General features: G+C 60.8%; 15 protein-coding genes. 10 read left to right on the top strand and 5 right to left on the bottom strand.

Features of this window, described 5'->3' with window-relative positions:
- Positions 1–20 precede the first annotated feature (20 nt).
- The 7 genes from ACJ8PI_RS13445 (at position 21) to ACJ8PI_RS13415 (ending at position 7,069) form a co-directional block, all read left to right on the top strand.
- Positions 21–1,043: a sulfate ABC transporter substrate-binding protein gene (locus ACJ8PI_RS13445; RefSeq protein ID WP_041036186.1), complete on the top strand. Its 1,023-nt coding sequence runs from the start codon at positions 21–23 to the stop codon at positions 1,041–1,043.
- The gene (gene cysT, locus ACJ8PI_RS13440; protein ID WP_019453852.1) at positions 1,044–1,883 is read left to right on the top strand and encodes a sulfate/thiosulfate ABC transporter permease CysT; all 840 of its coding nucleotides are present in this window, start codon (positions 1,044–1,046) and stop codon (positions 1,881–1,883) included. It begins immediately after the preceding gene.
- Positions 1,883–2,758, top strand: a complete 876-nt coding sequence (gene cysW / locus ACJ8PI_RS13435; protein WP_033635461.1) for a sulfate/thiosulfate ABC transporter permease CysW — start codon at positions 1,883–1,885, stop codon at positions 2,756–2,758. Before cysT ends, cysW begins: the two co-directional genes overlap by 1 nt.
- On the top strand, positions 2,748–3,836 hold the full coding sequence (gene cysA / locus ACJ8PI_RS13430; protein ID WP_033635460.1) for a sulfate/thiosulfate ABC transporter ATP-binding protein CysA: 1,089 nt from the start codon (positions 2,748–2,750) through the stop codon (positions 3,834–3,836). Before cysW ends, cysA begins: the two co-directional genes overlap by 11 nt.
- 81 nt (positions 3,837–3,917) lie before the next feature.
- Complete coding sequence (gene cysM, locus ACJ8PI_RS13425; protein ID WP_033638551.1) at positions 3,918–4,799, top strand: cysteine synthase CysM; 882 nt, start codon at positions 3,918–3,920, stop codon at positions 4,797–4,799.
- Positions 4,800–5,056: 257 nt separating this feature from the next.
- On the top strand, positions 5,057–5,737 hold the full coding sequence (locus ACJ8PI_RS13420; protein ID WP_033635459.1) for a response regulator transcription factor: 681 nt from the start codon (positions 5,057–5,059) through the stop codon (positions 5,735–5,737).
- A gap of 6 nt (positions 5,738–5,743) precedes the next feature.
- Positions 5,744–7,069 carry an ATP-binding protein gene (locus tag ACJ8PI_RS13415; RefSeq protein ID WP_041036181.1) on the top strand — a complete coding sequence of 442 codons (1,326 nt, stop codon included), beginning with the start codon at positions 5,744–5,746 and terminating at the stop codon, positions 7,067–7,069.
- Positions 7,070–7,144: 75 nt separating this feature from the next.
- Here ACJ8PI_RS13415 and crr read toward each other — a convergent pair whose 3' ends face one another.
- From crr to cysZ, 5 genes are all read right to left on the bottom strand, one after another.
- Positions 7,145–7,654 carry a PTS glucose transporter subunit IIA gene (gene crr / locus ACJ8PI_RS13410; protein ID WP_004936467.1) on the bottom strand — a complete coding sequence of 170 codons (510 nt, stop codon included), beginning with the start codon at positions 7,652–7,654 and terminating at the stop codon, positions 7,145–7,147.
- 49 nt (positions 7,655–7,703) lie between these two features.
- Complete coding sequence (ptsI, locus tag ACJ8PI_RS13405) at positions 7,704–9,431, bottom strand: phosphoenolpyruvate-protein phosphotransferase PtsI (RefSeq protein ID WP_164134898.1); 1,728 nt, start codon at positions 9,429–9,431, stop codon at positions 7,704–7,706.
- A 46-nt stretch (positions 9,432–9,477) separates the two neighbouring features.
- On the bottom strand, positions 9,478–9,735 hold the full coding sequence (ptsH, locus tag ACJ8PI_RS13400; protein ID WP_033635455.1) for a phosphocarrier protein Hpr: 258 nt from the start codon (positions 9,733–9,735) through the stop codon (positions 9,478–9,480).
- Between the two features lie 398 nt (positions 9,736–10,133).
- On the bottom strand, positions 10,134–11,102 hold the full coding sequence (cysK, locus tag ACJ8PI_RS13395) for a cysteine synthase A (protein WP_033635454.1): 969 nt from the start codon (positions 11,100–11,102) through the stop codon (positions 10,134–10,136).
- A 185-nt stretch (positions 11,103–11,287) separates the two neighbouring features.
- Positions 11,288–12,046, bottom strand: coding sequence for a sulfate transporter CysZ (gene cysZ, locus ACJ8PI_RS13390; RefSeq protein ID WP_033635453.1), 759 nt, complete (start codon positions 12,044–12,046; stop codon positions 11,288–11,290).
- Positions 12,047–12,267: 221 nt separating this feature from the next.
- On the opposite strand from cysZ, the gene zipA reads away from it, so the two are divergent.
- From zipA to ACJ8PI_RS13375, 3 genes are all read left to right on the top strand, one after another.
- Positions 12,268–13,284: a cell division protein ZipA gene (gene zipA / locus ACJ8PI_RS13385; RefSeq protein ID WP_060427682.1), complete on the top strand. Its 1,017-nt coding sequence runs from the start codon at positions 12,268–12,270 to the stop codon at positions 13,282–13,284.
- Between the two features lie 79 nt (positions 13,285–13,363).
- Positions 13,364–15,385, top strand: a complete 2,022-nt coding sequence (gene ligA / locus ACJ8PI_RS13380) for an NAD-dependent DNA ligase LigA (protein WP_038881314.1) — start codon at positions 13,364–13,366, stop codon at positions 15,383–15,385.
- The gene (locus ACJ8PI_RS13375; RefSeq protein ID WP_004936441.1) at positions 15,385–15,600 is read left to right on the top strand and encodes a DUF3820 family protein; all 216 of its coding nucleotides are present in this window, start codon (positions 15,385–15,387) and stop codon (positions 15,598–15,600) included. The genes ligA and ACJ8PI_RS13375 overlap by 1 nt, the downstream gene beginning before the upstream one ends.
- The last annotated feature ends 17 nt before the right edge of the window (positions 15,601–15,617 follow it).

Here is a 15,617-nt window from a genome sequence, read left to right as displayed (position 1 = left end):
ACTCAGTGATAAGGTGCAGAATGAAACAAAACCGGGTTAAAAATCTCGTGCTGAAAGGTTGGCTGGCGGCTGCGCTGTTGGCGAGCGGCGCCGCGTCGGCGGCGGAATTGCTGAACAGCTCTTATGACGTTTCCCGTGAATTGTTCGTCGCGCTGAATCCCGGCTTTGAACAGCAGTGGAATCAACAGCATCCGAACGATAAGCTGACCATCAAACAATCGCATGCCGGTTCCTCCAAGCAGGCGCTGGCGATCCTGCAGGGCCTGCGCGCCGACGTGGTGACGTACAACCAGGTCACCGACGTGCAAATCCTGCACGATCGCGGGCAGCTGATCCCGGCGGACTGGCAGGCGCGTCTGCCGAACAACAGTTCGCCGTTCTATTCCACCATGGCGTTTCTGGTGCGCAAGGACAACCCGAAGGGCATCCATACCTGGAACGATCTGGTGCGCGACGACGTGAAGCTGGTGTTCCCGAACCCGAAAACCTCCGGCAACGGCCGTTACACCTATCTGGCCGCCTGGGGCGCCGCCAGCCAGGCCGACGGCAACGACGCGGCCAAGACCCGCGCCTTCATGGCCCGCTTCCTGAAAAACGTGCTGGTGTTCGATACCGGCGGCCGCGGCGCGACCACCACCTTCGTTGAGCGCGGCTTGGGCGACGTGCTGATCAGCTTCGAGTCCGAAGTGAACAACATCCGCAAGCAATACGGTGAAGACAAGTACGAAGTGATCGTGCCGCCGGTCGATATTCTGGCGGAGTTCCCGGTGGCCTGGATCGACAAAAACGTCGAGCGCAACGGCACCGAACAGGCGGCCAAAGCCTATCTGAACTATCTCTACAGCCCGGCGGCGCAGCAGGTGATCACCAGCTTCTACTACCGCGTGTACGACCAGAAAGCGATGGCGGCGGCGAAGGGGCAATTCCCGGATACCCAACTGTTCCGCGTGGAAGATCAATTCGGCGGCTGGCCGCAGGTGATGAAAACCCACTTCGCCACCGGCGGCGAGCTGGATCAGCTGTTAGCGGCAGGGCGCAAGTAGATGTTGGCGTTGTCGTCCAGTAAGCGGGTGCTGCCCGGATTTGGCCTCAGCCTCGGCAGCAGCCTGTTTTATACCTGTTTGATCCTGCTGCTGCCGCTCACCGCGCTGGTGATGCAGCTGGCGCAGATGAGTCTGGCGCAATACTGGGAAGTGATTTCCAACCCGCAGGTGGTGGCGGCGTATAAAGTGACGCTGCTGGCGGCCGGCGTCGCCAGCCTGTTCAACGCGGTGTTCGGCATGCTGATGGCCTGGATCCTGACGCGCTACCGTTTTCCCGGCCGCTCGCTGCTGGATGGCCTGATCGATCTGCCGTTCGCGCTGCCGACCGCGGTGGCCGGCCTGACGCTGGCGGGGCTGTTTTCCACCACCGGCTGGTACGGTCAGTGGCTGGCGCACTTCGACATCAAGGTCACCTTTACCTGGCTTGGGATCGCGGTAGCGATGGCGTTCACCAGCCTGCCGTTTGTGGTGCGCACCGTGCAACCGGTTCTGGAAGAGCTGGGGCCGGAATACGAAGAGGCGGCCGAGACGCTGGGCGCCACGCGCTGGCAGAGCTTCCGCCGCGTGGTGCTGCCCGAGGTGGCGCCGGCATTGTTGGCCGGCACCGCCATCTCCTTTACCCGCAGCCTGGGCGAGTTCGGCGCGGTGATTTTCATCGCCGGCAACATCGCCTGGAAGACGGAAGTGACCTCGCTGATGATTTTTGTGCGTTTGCAGGAGTTCGATTACCCGGCGGCCAGCGCCATCGCCTCGGTGATCCTGGCGGCGTCGCTGCTGCTGCTGTTCAGCATTAACGTCTTGCAAAGCCGCTTCGGCAGACGTTTGGGAGGAGGGCACTGATGGCTGATGTTTCCGCCTTCAACGGCGCTGAGCGCCCGCGCGTCAACTGGGGCAAGTGGACGTTGATCGCCATCGGCGCGCTGTTCTCGGTGCTGCTGCTGGTGGTGCCGATGATATCGATTTTCGCCGAGGCCTTTTCCAAAGGATTCGGCGCGATGTGGAGCAACTTGCTCGATCCGGACATGCTGCACGCCATTTGGCTGACGGTGTTGATCGCGCTGATCACCGTGCCGTTCAACCTGGTGTTCGGCACGTTGCTGGCGTGGCTGGTGACGCGCTTCACTTTCCCCGGCCGCCAGCTGCTGCTGACGCTGATCGATATCCCGTTCGCCGTTTCACCGGTGGTGGCGGGGCTAATTTACCTGCTGTTTTACGGCAGCAACGGCCTGCTGGGCGGCTGGCTGGATGCGCATAACATCCAGATCATGTTCTCCTGGCCGGGCATGGTGCTGGTGACCATTTTCGTCACCTGCCCTTTCGTGGTGCGCGAGCTGGTGCCGATGATGCTCAGCCAGGGCAGCCAGGAAGACGAGGCCGCCATTCTGCTGGGGGCGTCCGGCTGGCAAATGTTCCGCCGCGTGACGCTGCCAAACATTCGCTGGGCGCTGCTGTATGGCGTGGTGCTGACCAACGCGCGCGCCATCGGCGAGTTCGGCGCGGTGTCGGTGGTGTCCGGTTCGATTCGCGGCGAAACCTACAGCCTGCCGCTGCAGGTCGAGCTGTTGCAGCAGGATTACAACACCGTCGGCTCCTTTACCGCCGCCGCGCTGTTGACCCTGATGGCGATCGTTACCCTATTTTTGAAGAGCGCGCTGCAGTGGCGTCTGGAACGTCAAAACGCGCGTCTCGAGCGGGAGGAAAATCATGAGCATTGAGATTAACGGCATCAACAAGTACTTCGGTCGCACCAAGGTATTGAACGATATCTCGCTCGATATTGCTTCCGGTGAGATGGTGGCTCTGCTCGGGCCGTCCGGTTCAGGCAAGACCACGCTGCTGCGCATTATCGCCGGGCTGGAAAGCCAGAGCGGCGGCAAGCTGGGCTTCCACGGCACTGACGTCAGCCACATGCACGCGCGCGACAGGCGCGTGGGCTTCGTATTTCAGCACTATGCGCTGTTCCGCCATATGACGGTGTTCGACAACATCGCCTTCGGCCTGACCGTGCTGCCGCGTCGCGAGCGGCCGAACGCCGCGGCGATCAAACAGAAAGTCACCCAGCTGCTGGAAATGGTGCAGCTGGCCCACCTGGCCAACCGCTATCCGTCGCAGCTGTCCGGCGGCCAGAAACAGCGCGTGGCGTTGGCGCGCGCCCTGGCGGTGGAACCGCAAATTCTGCTGCTGGACGAACCGTTCGGCGCGTTGGATGCGCAGGTGCGCAAAGAGCTGCGCCGCTGGCTGCGTCAGCTGCACGAAGAGCTGAAGTTCACCAGCGTGTTCGTCACCCACGATCAGGAAGAGGCGATGGAAGTGGCCGACCGCATCGTGGTGATGAGCCAGGGCAATATCGAACAGGTAGGCTCGCCGGAAGAGATCATGCGCGAACCGGCCAGCCGCTTCGTGCTGGAGTTCATGGGGGAAGTGAACCGCCTGAACGGCGAGATCCGCGGCTCCCAGCTGTTCGTCGGCGCGCACCAGTGGCCGCTGTCGTTCCAGCCGATGCACCAGGGCAGCGTCGATCTGTTCCTGCGCCCGTGGGAAATGGAAGTGGCGACCGAAAGCAGCGAGCGCTGCCCGCTGCCGGTGCAGGTGCTGGAAGTCAGCCCGCGTGGCCACTTCTGGCAGTTGACGGTGCAGCCAATCGGCTGGCATCAGGAGCCGATCGGCGTGGTGTTGCCGGAAGGCAACCCAACCCCGGTGCGCGGCGGCCGTTATTACGTCGGCAGCCTCAATGCGCGGCTGTATGCCGGCGATCAACTGCTGCAACCTGTTGCGTTAGCCAAAAGCGCCTGATAGGTTTTAGCTGCCCTTTTATTCAAGGCAACCCCCGGGTTGCCTTTTTACTTTACGCACACCAACACACAGGCAAAGATCGTGACAACGCTCGAACAATGCATCGGGAATACCCCGCTGGTACAACTGCAACGGCTGGCCGCCCAGGCGGGCAGCGAGGTATGGGTCAAACTGGAAGGCAATAACCCGGCGGGCTCGGTGAAGGATCGCGCTGCGTTGGCGATGATCCAGCAGGCGGAGCTGCGCGGCGAGATCAAGCCCGGTGACGTGCTGATCGAGGCCACCAGCGGCAACACCGGCATTGCGCTGGCGATGATCGCCGCGCTCAAAGGCTATACGCTGAAGCTGCTGATGCCGGAGAACATGAGCCTGGAGCGGCAGGCGGCGATGCGTGCCTACGGCGCCGAGCTGATCCTGGTCAGCCGTGAGCAGGGAATGGAAGGGGCGCGCGATCTGGCGCTGGAGATGCAGCGCCAGGGGCAGGGCAAGGTGCTGGACCAGTTCAACAACCTCGACAACCCCTACGCCCACTTCACCACCACTGGCCCGGAGATCTGGCGCCAGACCGAAGGGCGCATCACCCACTTTGTTTCCAGCATGGGCACCACCGGCACCATTACCGGCGTAGGCGGTTACCTGAAGAGCCAGAATCCGCAGGTGCAGATCATCGGCCTGCAGCCGGCGGAAGGCAGCAGCATCCCCGGCATTCGCCGTTGGGCGCCCGCTTACCTGCCGGGCATTTTCCGTCCGGAGCTGGTGGATCAGGTGCTGGATATCGAGCAGCGCGATGCCGAGCAGACCATGCGCCAGCTGGCACAGCGTGAAGGCATCTTCTGCGGCGTCAGCTCCGGCGGCGCGGTGGCCGGCGCCCTGCGCGTCGCGGCGGCCCACCCCGGCAGCGTCGTGGTGGCGATCGTCTGCGATCGCGGTGACCGTTACCTCTCCACCGGCGTGTTCGACTGAATGTGCCCTCCCGGCGGCGCGTTCCGCCGGGAAACCCCTTCGCACTTCCCTTTTGACCGACGGCATATCCGCCCCGCCAGCATGGCGGCTGGCGCCTGCCTGCATGCCAATGCCCTGACAGAAGTAGAGAAATCGCGCGACAGCAGCCACACTAACGGTGGCGAGACGCGAACGGCGATGTGTAAGGATTGAGTAAAACCGGCTGCGGGCCGGCGGAATTGGCGGGAAAATAACGAAAATCGGTGAAGGAGCAAGGCATGAAAATTTTACTGGTCGACGATGACCTGGAGCTTGGCACCATGCTGAGCGAATACCTGACGGGCGAAGGCTTCGACGCCACGCTGGTGCTGACCGGCAAGGCGGGAGTAGAGGGCGCGCTGTCGGGCGACTATACCGCGATGATCCTCGATATCATGCTGCCGGACATGAGCGGCATCGACGTGCTGCGCGACGTGCGTAAAAAGAGCCGGTTGCCGATCATCATGCTGACCGCCAAAGGCGACAACATCGATCGGGTGATTGGCCTGGAGATGGGCGCCGACGATTACATGCCCAAGCCGTGCTACCCGCGCGAACTGGTGGCGCGTCTGCGCGCGGTGCTGCGCCGTTTCGAAGAGCGGCCGCAAGAGGCGGACGACGAGGCCGCCATCAGCTTCGGCGAGCTGACGCTGAACCCTTCAACCCGCAGCAGCGAATGGCGCGGCAAGGCGTTTGATTTGACCGCTTCGGAATTCAATCTGCTGGAGCTGTTGCTGCGCGCGCCGGATCGCGTGGTGTCGAAGGACGAACTGTCCGAGAAGGGGCTGGGGCGCCCGCGCGAGGCCTATGACCGCAGCGTGGACGTGCACATCAGCAATATCCGCCAGAAGCTGAGCGCGTTGGCTGGCAGTAAGCTCATTATCGAGACGGTGCGCAGCATCGGCTATCGCATTCGGTAATCTGACATGCGCGGAAGACTGTTCTGGAAAATTTTACTCGGCTTTTGGCTGACCTTCATCATCATGACACAGGCGCTGTGGGTGGCGTTTTCTCTCTATGGCGATCGCTATGTGCCGCCGGAGAACGCCATGGCGCGGCGGGTGATCGGCCTGCAGCTGGCCTCGGCCGCCACCCAGTTGCGCAGCGGTGGCATGCCGGCGCTGGAAGCCCTGATGCGCGACTGGCCCGAGGACGACAGGCGTTTGCTGTCCGTGACGCCGATGACCCAACCGCCGCCGCCCGCGCCGGAAGAGCCGGCGTTTGAAGGGCGGCGGATGCCGAAAGAGATCTCTGCCTGGGTGCAGACCGGGGAAGGGCAGGGATACTGGCTGAGTTATAACGTGCGCGCGTTGCGGGAAGAGTATCGGCCGGAGCGGCGTTCCCACTTCTTCAACATTCCTGCGCCGATGCTGTGGGTCGGCGGGCTGGGCGGTTTGCTGTTCAGCGCCGTGCTGGCCTGGAACCTGACCCGGCCGATGCGTCAGCTGCGCGGCGGCCTGGATCGGGTGGCGCAGGGCGATCTCTCGGTGCGGCTGTTCCCGAAGATGCGGCGCCGCCATGACGAGCTGTCCGACGTGGCGCGCGATTTCGACACCATGGCCGAGCGGCTGGAGCTGCTGGTTAGCGCCCGCGAGCAGCTGTTGCACGACGTTTCGCATGAGCTGCGTTCGCCGTTGGCGCGCCTGCAGCTGGCGATCGGTCTGGCGCGGCAGAATGCCGGCAATGTCGAAACCTCGCTCAAGCGCATCGAACACGAGTCGGGGCGGCTGGACAAAATGATCGGCGAGCTGCTGGCGTTGTCGCGTACCGAACACAGCAGCCTGCCGGACGAAGAGTATTTCGATCTCTATGGGTTAGTGGACGCGGTGGTGAGCGATGCGCGCTACGAGGCGCAGGTGCCCGGCGTGGATATCGTGCTGCAGGCCGAATCGGACGTGGAGTACACCGTCAAGGGCAATGCGGAGCTGATGCGGCGTGCGGTGGACAACATCGTGCGCAATGCGCTGCGCTTTTCCAGCCACGGCCAGCGGGTGACGGTAGCGCTGACGCGCGTCGATAACCAGTTCCAGATCGCCGTCAGCGATCAGGGGCCGGGGGTCGAGGAGGCGAAGCTGTCGAGCATCTTCGATCCGTTCGTGCGCGTGAAGTCGGCGCTGTCGGGCAAGGGCTACGGCCTGGGGCTGGCGATTACCCGCAAGGTGGTGCTGGCGCACGGCGGCCAGGTTGAGGCGCGCAACGGCGATAAAGAAGGCCTGGTCATTACCCTGCGCATCCCGCGCTGGCCGTCATAACGTAGCGAAATCGGGATACGACGAAGGGGATAAAAAAACGGCGCCGAGGGCGCCGTTTTTCTTGCTCATTCGCGATTACTTCTTGATGCGGATGATCGGGGTTTCGCCAACGGTCACGCTGCCGGACAGTTTGATCAGCTCTTTGATCTCGTCCATGTTGGAGATAACGACCGGCGTCAGGGTAGACTTGGCTTTCTCTTCCAGCAGAGGCAGGTTGAACTCGATAACCACGTCACCTTTCTTGACGCGCTGGCCTTCTTCGGCGATGCGTTTGAAGCCTTCGCCTTTCAGTTCTACGGTATCGATGCCGAAGTGGACGAACAGCTCAATGCCGCTGTCGGATTCGATAGAGAATGCATGGTTGGTTTCGAAAATCTTGCCGATGGTGCCGTCAACCGGAGCAACCATTTTGTTGCCGGCCGGTTTGATGGCGATACCGTCGCCAACGATTTTTTCAGCGAACACTACGTCCGGCACATCTTCGATATTGACGATTTCGCCAGAAAGGGGAGCGACGATCTCGATAGTGCCCGTGTCTTTCTTGTCATCAGAAACCAGAGATTTCAGTTTATCGAACAAACCCATGATCTTCTCCTAAGCATTAAATTGGGCGGCGTTCCAGTGTCGTGGAAGTTTAGCAGAGCGTTTTTTCTTCGATGAATTTATTGACGCAATTCATCAGGTCTTGTGCCGTTGGCTGTGCCAAGGCCTGCGCTGCCAACGCCTTCACATCTTCGAAATTCGTGTTACGAATAATTTTCTTGATGCGCGGGATTGAAATCGCACTCATGCTGAACTCATCCAGCCCCATGCCCAATAACAACAGTGTAGCACGCTCATCGCCAGCCAGTTCGCCGCACATGCCGGTCCACTTGCCTTCCGCGTGAGATGCATCAATAACCTGTTTGATCAGGCCTAGCACTGATGGGGACATCGGGTTATAGAGATGAGAAATCAGCTCGTTGCCGCGATCTACCGCCAGAGTATACTGGGTTAGATCGTTTGTCCCAATACTAAAGAAGTCGACTTCTTTCGCCAGGTGGTGAGCGATGACCGCCGCAGCCGGTGTTTCCACCATCACGCCCACTTCGATGCTTTCGTCAAACGCCTTGCCTTCTTCGCGCAGCTGCGCCTTCAGCGTCTCGATTTCGCCTTTCAGATCGCGCACTTCCTCCACGGAGATGATCATCGGGAACATGATGCGCAGTTTGCCGAACGCCGAGGCGCGCAGGATGGCGCGCAGCTGGGCGTACAGGATTTCACGGCGGTCCATCGCGATGCGGATGGCGCGCCAGCCGAGGAACGGGTTCTCTTCCTTCGGCAGGTTCATGTACGGCAGGTCTTTGTCGCCGCCGATGTCCATGGTGCGGACGATCACGGCCTGCGAGCCCATGGCTTCCGCCACGGCTTTATAAGCCTGGAACTGCTCGTCTTCGGTCGGCAGCGAGTCGCGGTCCATGAACAGGAATTCGGTACGATACAGGCCGACGCCTTCCGCGCCGTTGCGCTCTGCACCCGCGACGTCGCGCACGGTGCCGATGTTGGCGCAGACTTCAACCTGATGGCCGTCCAGCGTAATCGCCGGCAGGTCCTTCAGCTTGGCCAGATCGTTTTTCTCGGTGATGTATTGGTTCTGGGCGGCTTTCAGCTGATCGATAACGTCAGCGGTCGGGTTAACGTAAATCTGGTTGTTAACCGCATCCAGAATCAGGTAGTCGTCGTTCTTCACCTGCTTGGTCACGTCGCTGGTGCCGACGATCGCCGGCAGCTCCAGGGAGCGCGCCATGATAGAGGTGTGGGAAGTCCGGCCGCCGAGATCGGTAATGAAGCCCAGCACTTTGTCCAGGTTCAACTGCGCGGTCTCGGACGGGGTCAGATCGGTGGCCACCAGGATCACTTCGTCCTGAATGGAGCCCAGATCGACGATCGGCATGCCCAGAATGTTCTGCAGCAGGCGCTTGCCGATGTCGCGCACGTCGGCGGCGCGTTCTTTCAGGTACTCGTCGTCCAGCTCTTCCAGCGCTTTCGCCTGACCTTCGATCACGGTGTAGGCGGCGGCGTCTGCGGAGGCCAGATCGTCTTTGATTAGGGCTATGATTTCCTGCTCAAGCTCTTCGTCTTCCAGCAACATGATGTGGCCTTCGAAGATAGCTTCCTTCTCTTCGCCGAAGGTTTCGCCAGCTTTGGTCTTGATCGCTTCCAGCTGTTCGGACGCTTTCGCGCGGCCGGCCAGAAAACGCGAGACTTCCTGCTCTACTTGATCAGCAGAGATTTTCTTCCGGTTGATGACGATGTCGTCTTCTTTCAGCAAGAGAGCCTTACCAAAAGCGATGCCCGGTGATACTAAAATGCCTGAAATCATAACCCTACCTTACTCTTGACTGGTGTTAACTAAAAAGACGGGCCGATTACTCAAGCTCTGCCATCAGTTTTACCAAGTGCTCAACGGCTTTCTGCTCGTCTTCACCTTCAGCGGAGATTGTCACTACGGTCCCTTGAGTCAGCCCCAGAGTTTGCAGTTTGAACAGGCTTTTAGCGCTGGCGCTTTTGCCGTTGGAGGTCACGGTGATGTCAGACGCGAAGCCTTTGGCTTCTTTAACGAACTGAGCGGCAGGGCGAGTATGCAGACCATTCGGAGCGGTAATAGTAACTTCTTGCTGGAACATTGATGTTTCCCCAACTTATTGGATTAATGTTGTGGAGCTAAAGTTTAGCCCAGGGGCCTGACTTTAGCTTGTCTGGTTATAGCGCCTGACTATGGACAGGGGCGAACGTTGATGCAACAGAAAACGACGCGTTAGGCACTTCAGATCAAAAAACTCGGCTTTAGACGTCGTTCCAATCCGCTCCCCATTATGCCCGATTCGCCGCGTCGGCGACAGATGAGTAAATCGATTCAGCCTTGACCGGGCTCAGGGGGGATTAATTTTGCGCATCGAAATAATGCACCGTTAAATACTAAAGCCGGCGGGCAAAAGCAATCTTGGACTGCTATAAAGTTTGATCCAGTCCACAAAAAAGCACCCCGCAGGGTGCTTTTTTAGCGATTTGTGCAGTGGCGGAATTACTGCTGCAATTCCTGCTCGGTGAACAGATCGGCGAACAGCGCGGTGCTCAGGTAACGTTCGCCGGAAGAGGGCAGGATCACCACGATGGTCTTGTCGGCGAACGCCGGTTCTTCGGCCAGTTTCACCGCCGCCGCGACCGCTGCGCCGGAGGAAATGCCCGCCAGGATGCCTTCTTCGTCCATCAGGCGGCGCGCCATGCTGATGGCCTCGTCGTTGGAGACTTTCTCGACGCGATCCACCAGGTCCAGATCGAGGTTGCCCGGAATGAAGCCGGCGCCGATGCCCTGGATCTTGTGCGGGCCCGGTTTCAGCTCTTCACCGGCCAGCGCCTGGCTGATGACCGGCGAGTCGGTCGGCTCGACCGCCACGGTGGTGATGGCCTTGCCTTTGGTGTTCTTGATGTAGCGGCTGACGCCGGTCAGCGTGCCGCCGGTGCCGACGCCGGAGATGAATACGTCGACGTCGCCGTCGGTGTCTTCCCAGATTTCCGGGCCGGTGGTTTTTTCATGGATCGCCGGGTTGGCCGGGTTGCTGAACTGTTGCAGGATCAGGTAACGATTCGGATCGGTGGCGACGATCTCTTCCGCTTTGGCGATGGCGCCTTTCATGCCTTTCGCCCCTTCGGTCAGCACCAGATTGGCGCCCAGCGCCTTGAGCAGCTTGCGGCGCTCGATGCTCATGGTTTCCGGCATGGTCAGCGTCAGCTTGTAACCGCGTGCGGCGGCAACGAAGGCCAGCGCGATGCCGGTGTTGCCGCTGGTCGGCTCCACCAGCTCTTTGCCGGCGGTCAACACGCCGCGTTGTTCCGCATCCCAAATCATATTGGCACCGATGCGGCATTTGACGCTGAAGCTCGGGTTGCGTGATTCAACCTTGGCCAGAATGCGTCCGTTGCCGATACGGTTCAGACGAACCAGCGGCGTATGGCCGATTGTTAATGAGTTGTCTTCATATATCTTGCTCATAGCCCGTCCTTTAACTCTATGAAAATGTGGGGAACATCGAAAGCATACGCTAACAGTACCGGCAGGGAAGTAAAGAATTGGTATATCTATATGTTATTAGGAAATAAGTTTTAAGCACAATGATAAGGGCGCGAAATGCGCGCCCTGTCGAAAATTCCCGCGCTATCGGCGGTAAAAAGCGGCGGTTATCGGACGAACTGTGAGCGGTAGCGATCGACCCACATGGCGGTGGCGCCACAGACGGCGACCGGCAGGATCACCAGGTTGAGGATCGGGATCATGGTGAACAGGCTGACCAGCGCGCCGAACTGCAGGTTAGCGGGTTTGTGCTGGCGCAAGGCGCGGCGCATGTCGGCAAAGCTCACCTTGTGGTTGTCGAACGGGTAGTCGCAATACTGGATCGCCAGCATCCAGGCGCTGAACAGGAACCACAGCACCGGCGCCACCGTCTGGCCGATGCCGGGCACGAAGTACAGCGCCAGCAGCAGCAGCGCGCGCGGCAGGTAATACATCAACTTGCGCCATTCGCGCGCCATGATGCGCGGCAAATCTTTGGCGATGCCGAGCAGGCCGGTGTCCGGCAGCGGTTTGCCGGTCAGGCTGCCTTCGAGCTGCTCGGCCAGCAGGCCGCAGAACGGTGCGGCGATCAGGTTGGTGATGGTGCTGAACAGATAGCTGAACACCAACAGTACCGAAATGACCGCCAGCGGCCACAGCAGGTAGCTCAACCATTGCAGCCAGTCGGGAACGTGGCTCATCATCGCCGGGATCCAGTCGCCGAGTTGGCTGAACAGCCACCAGAAAGCGGAACCCATCAGCAGCACGTTGACCAGCAACGGCAGGACCACATAGCGTTTAATCCCCGGGCGCGAAATCAGGCGCCAACCCTCGGCGAAATAGTGAATGCCGCTGGTCGAACGGGAAGGGGGCTGCGTATAGGACATATCTTAAGTTATCTCGTTGTCTGAACAGGCATCATTATCATATAGGGATGATTTTCCACTGGCTAGGGTAGGGTTGGCTGAAAAACCAGCAGAAAAAGGCAGTATAATCATCTTTATTGGCATAAAGTTCAGCACGGACTTGCACTTGTGTGCGCGGGCAAATAGAGTTAAAGAGTGAATGTTTGCCGCGGTGGCAATGTATTGGAACAACAGAGATAGCAATGATGCAGGATTTGCGTCTGATATTAATCGTTGTTGGCGCGATCGCCATAATAGCGCTGTTATTGCACGGTCTGTGGACCAGTCGCAAAGAACGGTCAGCGCTCTTCCGCGATCGCCCAGCCAAACGTTCCCAAAAGGAACGTGAACAAACTCCGATCGACGATCTCGAAGAAGGCGTCGGTGAGGTGCGCGTACGCGCCGCTCACCCGCAAGACGAGCCGTCATTCGGCCATTTCGATGCCGCACGCGAAGAACCCGTGGCCGCGCCGAAGCCCGCTCCGGCGGCTGCGCCAGCGCCCCGCGCCGTTCAGCCGGCTGCCCATCAGACGCCGCCTCCGCTGTCTCAGCGGCCGGAGTATGATGACATCCTGCTGAACAACTACGCGCCGGACGAAGAACCGGCCGAACCGCAGCAACCGCAACCGGCCGCGCGCCGTGAGCCGCGCGTCGACGATCTGCCGCATGAACATGAGGTGCCGCAGGTGGCGGAACCGGCATTCCACGCCGAGCCGGCCTCTGTGCAGCCAGCGCCGGAAGTGAAGCCTGCGCCGGAACCTGCACCGCAGCCGGCGGCTGCGCCAATTCAGGCTAAACTGAAAGAGACCGTGCTGGTGCTGCACGTCGCGGCCCACCAGGGCGGCGTGATCGGCGGCGAAGTGCTGCTGCAGAGCGTGTTGCAGGCCGGCTTCCAGTTTGGCGAGATGGGCATCTTCCACCGCCATATCAGCCCGGCCGGCAGCGGCCCGGTGCTGTTCAGCCTGGCGAACATGGTCAAGCCGGGATCGTTCGATCCTGACATGATGTCCGACTTCTCCACGCCGGGCGTGTCGATGTTCATGATGGTGCCGTCTTACGGCGACGCCAATCAGAACTTCAAGCTGATGCTGCAGTCGGCACAGCGCATCGCCGACGACGTGGGCGGCGTGGTGCTGGACGACGAGCGCCGCATGATGACGCCGCAGAAGCTGGAAACCTACAAAGCGCGCATCCGTGAAGTGTTGGAAAACAACGCCTGACCCGGTTGCCGCGCGCACTGAACATCCGTAACAACAAAGCCCCCGCTAGCCGGGGGTTTTTTATCTTTGATGGTGAGCCATGGAATCGATAATCCAACAAATCAATCAACTACGAGCCACACTGCGCCATCATGAATACCAGTATCATGTGCTGGATGCGCCGGAAGTGCCGGATGCGGAATATGACCGCCTGATGCGCGAACTGCGGGAACTGGAGAGCGCGCATCCTGAGTTGGTCACCGCCGATTCACCGACCCAGCGCGTGGGCGCTGCACCGCTGGCGGCGTTTGACCAGGTGCGCCACGAAGTGCCGATGCTGTCGCTGGACAACGTGTTCGACGAAGAAAGCTTCCTGGCGTTTTACAAGCGCGTGCAGGACAGGCTCAAAAGCAGCGATCCGCTGACCTTCTGCTGCGAGCTGAAGCTGGACGGCCTGGCGGTCAGCCTGCTGTACGAAGACGGTGAGCTGGTGCGCGCGGCGACGCGCGGCGACGGCACCACCGGCGAGAACATCACCACTAACGTGCGCACCATCCGTGCCATCCCGCTGCGCCTGACCGGCGACAACATCCCGCGCCGGCTGGAAGTGCGCGGCGAAGTGTTCATGCCGCAGGCCGGTTTTGAACAGATGAACGAAGAAGCCCGGCGCAAAGACGGCAAGGTGTTCGCCAACCCGCGCAACGCCGCCGCCGGCTCGCTGCGCCAGCTCGATCCGCGCATTACCGCCAAACGCCCGCTGACCTTCTTCTGCTACGGCGTCGGCCTGCTGGAAGGCGGCGAACTGCCGCGCAGCCACTTTGAGCGCCTGATGCAGTTCAAGGCCTGGGGCCTGCCGGTCAGCGATCGCGCCCAGCGCCGCACCGGCAGCGAGGAAGTGCTGGCGTTTTATCGCCAGGTCGAGCAGGACCGCGCGCAGCTCGGTTTCGACATCGACGGCGTGGTGATCAAGATTGACGACATCGATCTACAGGAAACGCTGGGCTTCGTGGCGCGTGCGCCGCGCTGGGCGACGGCGTTCAAATTCCCGGCGCAGGAGCAGATCACCGTAGTGCGCGAAGTGGAGTTTCAGGTTGGCCGCACCGGCGCGATTACGCCGGTGGCGCGCCTTGAGCCGGTGCTGGTGGCCGGGGTGACCGTCAGCAATGCCACCTTGCACAACGCCGATGAAATTGAGCGTCTGGGGCTGCGCATCGGCGATACGGTGATCGTGCGCCGCGCCGGCGACGTGATCCCGCAGGTGGTGGGGGTGCTGGAAGACCGCCGGCCACAGGATGCGCGCGAAGTGGTGTTCCCGCTGCACTGCCCGGTGTGCGGCTCAGACGTTGAGCGCGTGGAAGGCGAGGCGGTAGCGCGCTGCACCGGCGGTCTTATCTGCGGCGCGCAGCGCAAAGAGGCGTTGAAGCACTTCGTTTCCCGCCGCGCGCTGGACGTTGAAGGCATGGGCGACAAGATCATCGAGCAGCTGGTGGACAAAGAGTACGTGAAGAATCCGGCCGATCTGTTCCGCTTGTCCGCCGGCATTCTGACCGGCCTGGATCGCATGGGGCCGAAATCGGCGCAGAATCTGGTCAATGCGCTGGAGAAATCCAAGCAGACCACCTTCGCCCGTTTCCTGTATGCGCTGGGCATTCGCGAGGTTGGCGAGGCGACCGCCGCCAACCTGGCGGCGCATTTCGGATCGCTCGAGAAGCTGTTCGCCGCCGATATCGAGGCGCTGAAAGAGGTGCCGGACGTCGGCGAAGTGGTGGCCAAACACACCCGCAATTTCCTTGATGAAGCGCTCAATCAGCAGGTGATCAACGAGCTGGTGGGCGCCGAGATCGGCATTCACTGGCCGGCACCGGTGGTGGTGGTCGCCGAAGAGATAGACAGCCCGTTCGCCGGCAAAACCGTGGTGCTGACCGGCTCGCTGAGCCAGCTGTCGCGCGACGAGGCCAAAGATCGCCTGACGGCGCTGGGCGCCAAGGTCAGCGGCAGCGTGTCGAAGAAAACCGATTTGGTGATCGCCGGCGAAGCGGCCGGCTCCAAGCTGGCGAAGGCGCAGGAGCTGGGTATCGCCGTGATCGACGAAGCGGAGATGATCCGCCTGCTGGGTGACTGATGGAAAAGGAAAACCTGCTGGAGATCGCCAATACAGTGATGCCGTTCGGCAAGTACCAGGGACGGGTGCTGATCGATCTGCCTGAAGAGTACCTGCTGTGGTTCGCCCGCAAGGGTGAATTTCCCAAAGGCAAGCTCGGCATGCTGATGGAGATGACGCTGGCGATTAAAATCGAAGGGCTTGACCACCTGGTCAAGCCGCTGAAGAAAAGTTGAACTGACGGGCCCCGGCC

This window comes from Serratia sp. CY82433 (assembly GCF_052166535.1).
Lineage (GTDB): Bacteria > Pseudomonadota > Gammaproteobacteria > Enterobacterales > Enterobacteriaceae > Serratia > Serratia sarumanii.
Note: the sequence above shows the minus strand (reverse complement) of the source record. Positions and strands in the feature narration are given on the sequence as shown.

What these genes read in the sequence shown, in the direction of transcription:
- ACJ8PI_RS13445 (WP_041036186.1), top strand. Translation starts at nt 21, where the DNA reads ATGAAACAAAACCGGGTTAAAAATCTCGTGCTGAAAGGTTGGCTGGCG.
- cysT (WP_019453852.1), top strand. Translation starts at nt 1,044, where the DNA reads ATGTTGGCGTTGTCGTCCAGTAAGCGGGTGCTGCCCGGATTTGGCCTC.
- cysW (WP_033635461.1), top strand. Translation starts at nt 1,883, where the DNA reads ATGGCTGATGTTTCCGCCTTCAACGGCGCTGAGCGCCCGCGCGTCAAC.
- cysA (WP_033635460.1), top strand. Translation starts at nt 2,748, where the DNA reads ATGAGCATTGAGATTAACGGCATCAACAAGTACTTCGGTCGCACCAAG.
- ACJ8PI_RS13420 (WP_033635459.1), top strand. Translation starts at nt 5,057, where the DNA reads ATGAAAATTTTACTGGTCGACGATGACCTGGAGCTTGGCACCATGCTG.
- ACJ8PI_RS13415 (WP_041036181.1), top strand. Translation starts at nt 5,744, where the DNA reads ATGCGCGGAAGACTGTTCTGGAAAATTTTACTCGGCTTTTGGCTGACC.
- crr (WP_004936467.1), bottom strand. Translation starts at nt 7,654, where the DNA reads ATGGGTTTGTTCGATAAACTGAAATCTCTGGTTTCTGATGACAAGAAA.
- ptsI (WP_164134898.1), bottom strand. Translation starts at nt 9,431, where the DNA reads ATGATTTCAGGCATTTTAGTATCACCGGGCATCGCTTTTGGTAAGGCT.
- ptsH (WP_033635455.1), bottom strand. Translation starts at nt 9,735, where the DNA reads ATGTTCCAGCAAGAAGTTACTATTACCGCTCCGAATGGTCTGCATACT.
- cysK (WP_033635454.1), bottom strand. Translation starts at nt 11,102, where the DNA reads ATGAGCAAGATATATGAAGACAACTCATTAACAATCGGCCATACGCCG.
- cysZ (WP_033635453.1), bottom strand. Translation starts at nt 12,046, where the DNA reads ATGTCCTATACGCAGCCCCCTTCCCGTTCGACCAGCGGCATTCACTAT.
- zipA (WP_060427682.1), top strand. Translation starts at nt 12,268, where the DNA reads ATGATGCAGGATTTGCGTCTGATATTAATCGTTGTTGGCGCGATCGCC.
- ligA (WP_038881314.1), top strand. Translation starts at nt 13,364, where the DNA reads ATGGAATCGATAATCCAACAAATCAATCAACTACGAGCCACACTGCGC.
- ACJ8PI_RS13375 (WP_004936441.1), top strand. Translation starts at nt 15,385, where the DNA reads ATGGAAAAGGAAAACCTGCTGGAGATCGCCAATACAGTGATGCCGTTC.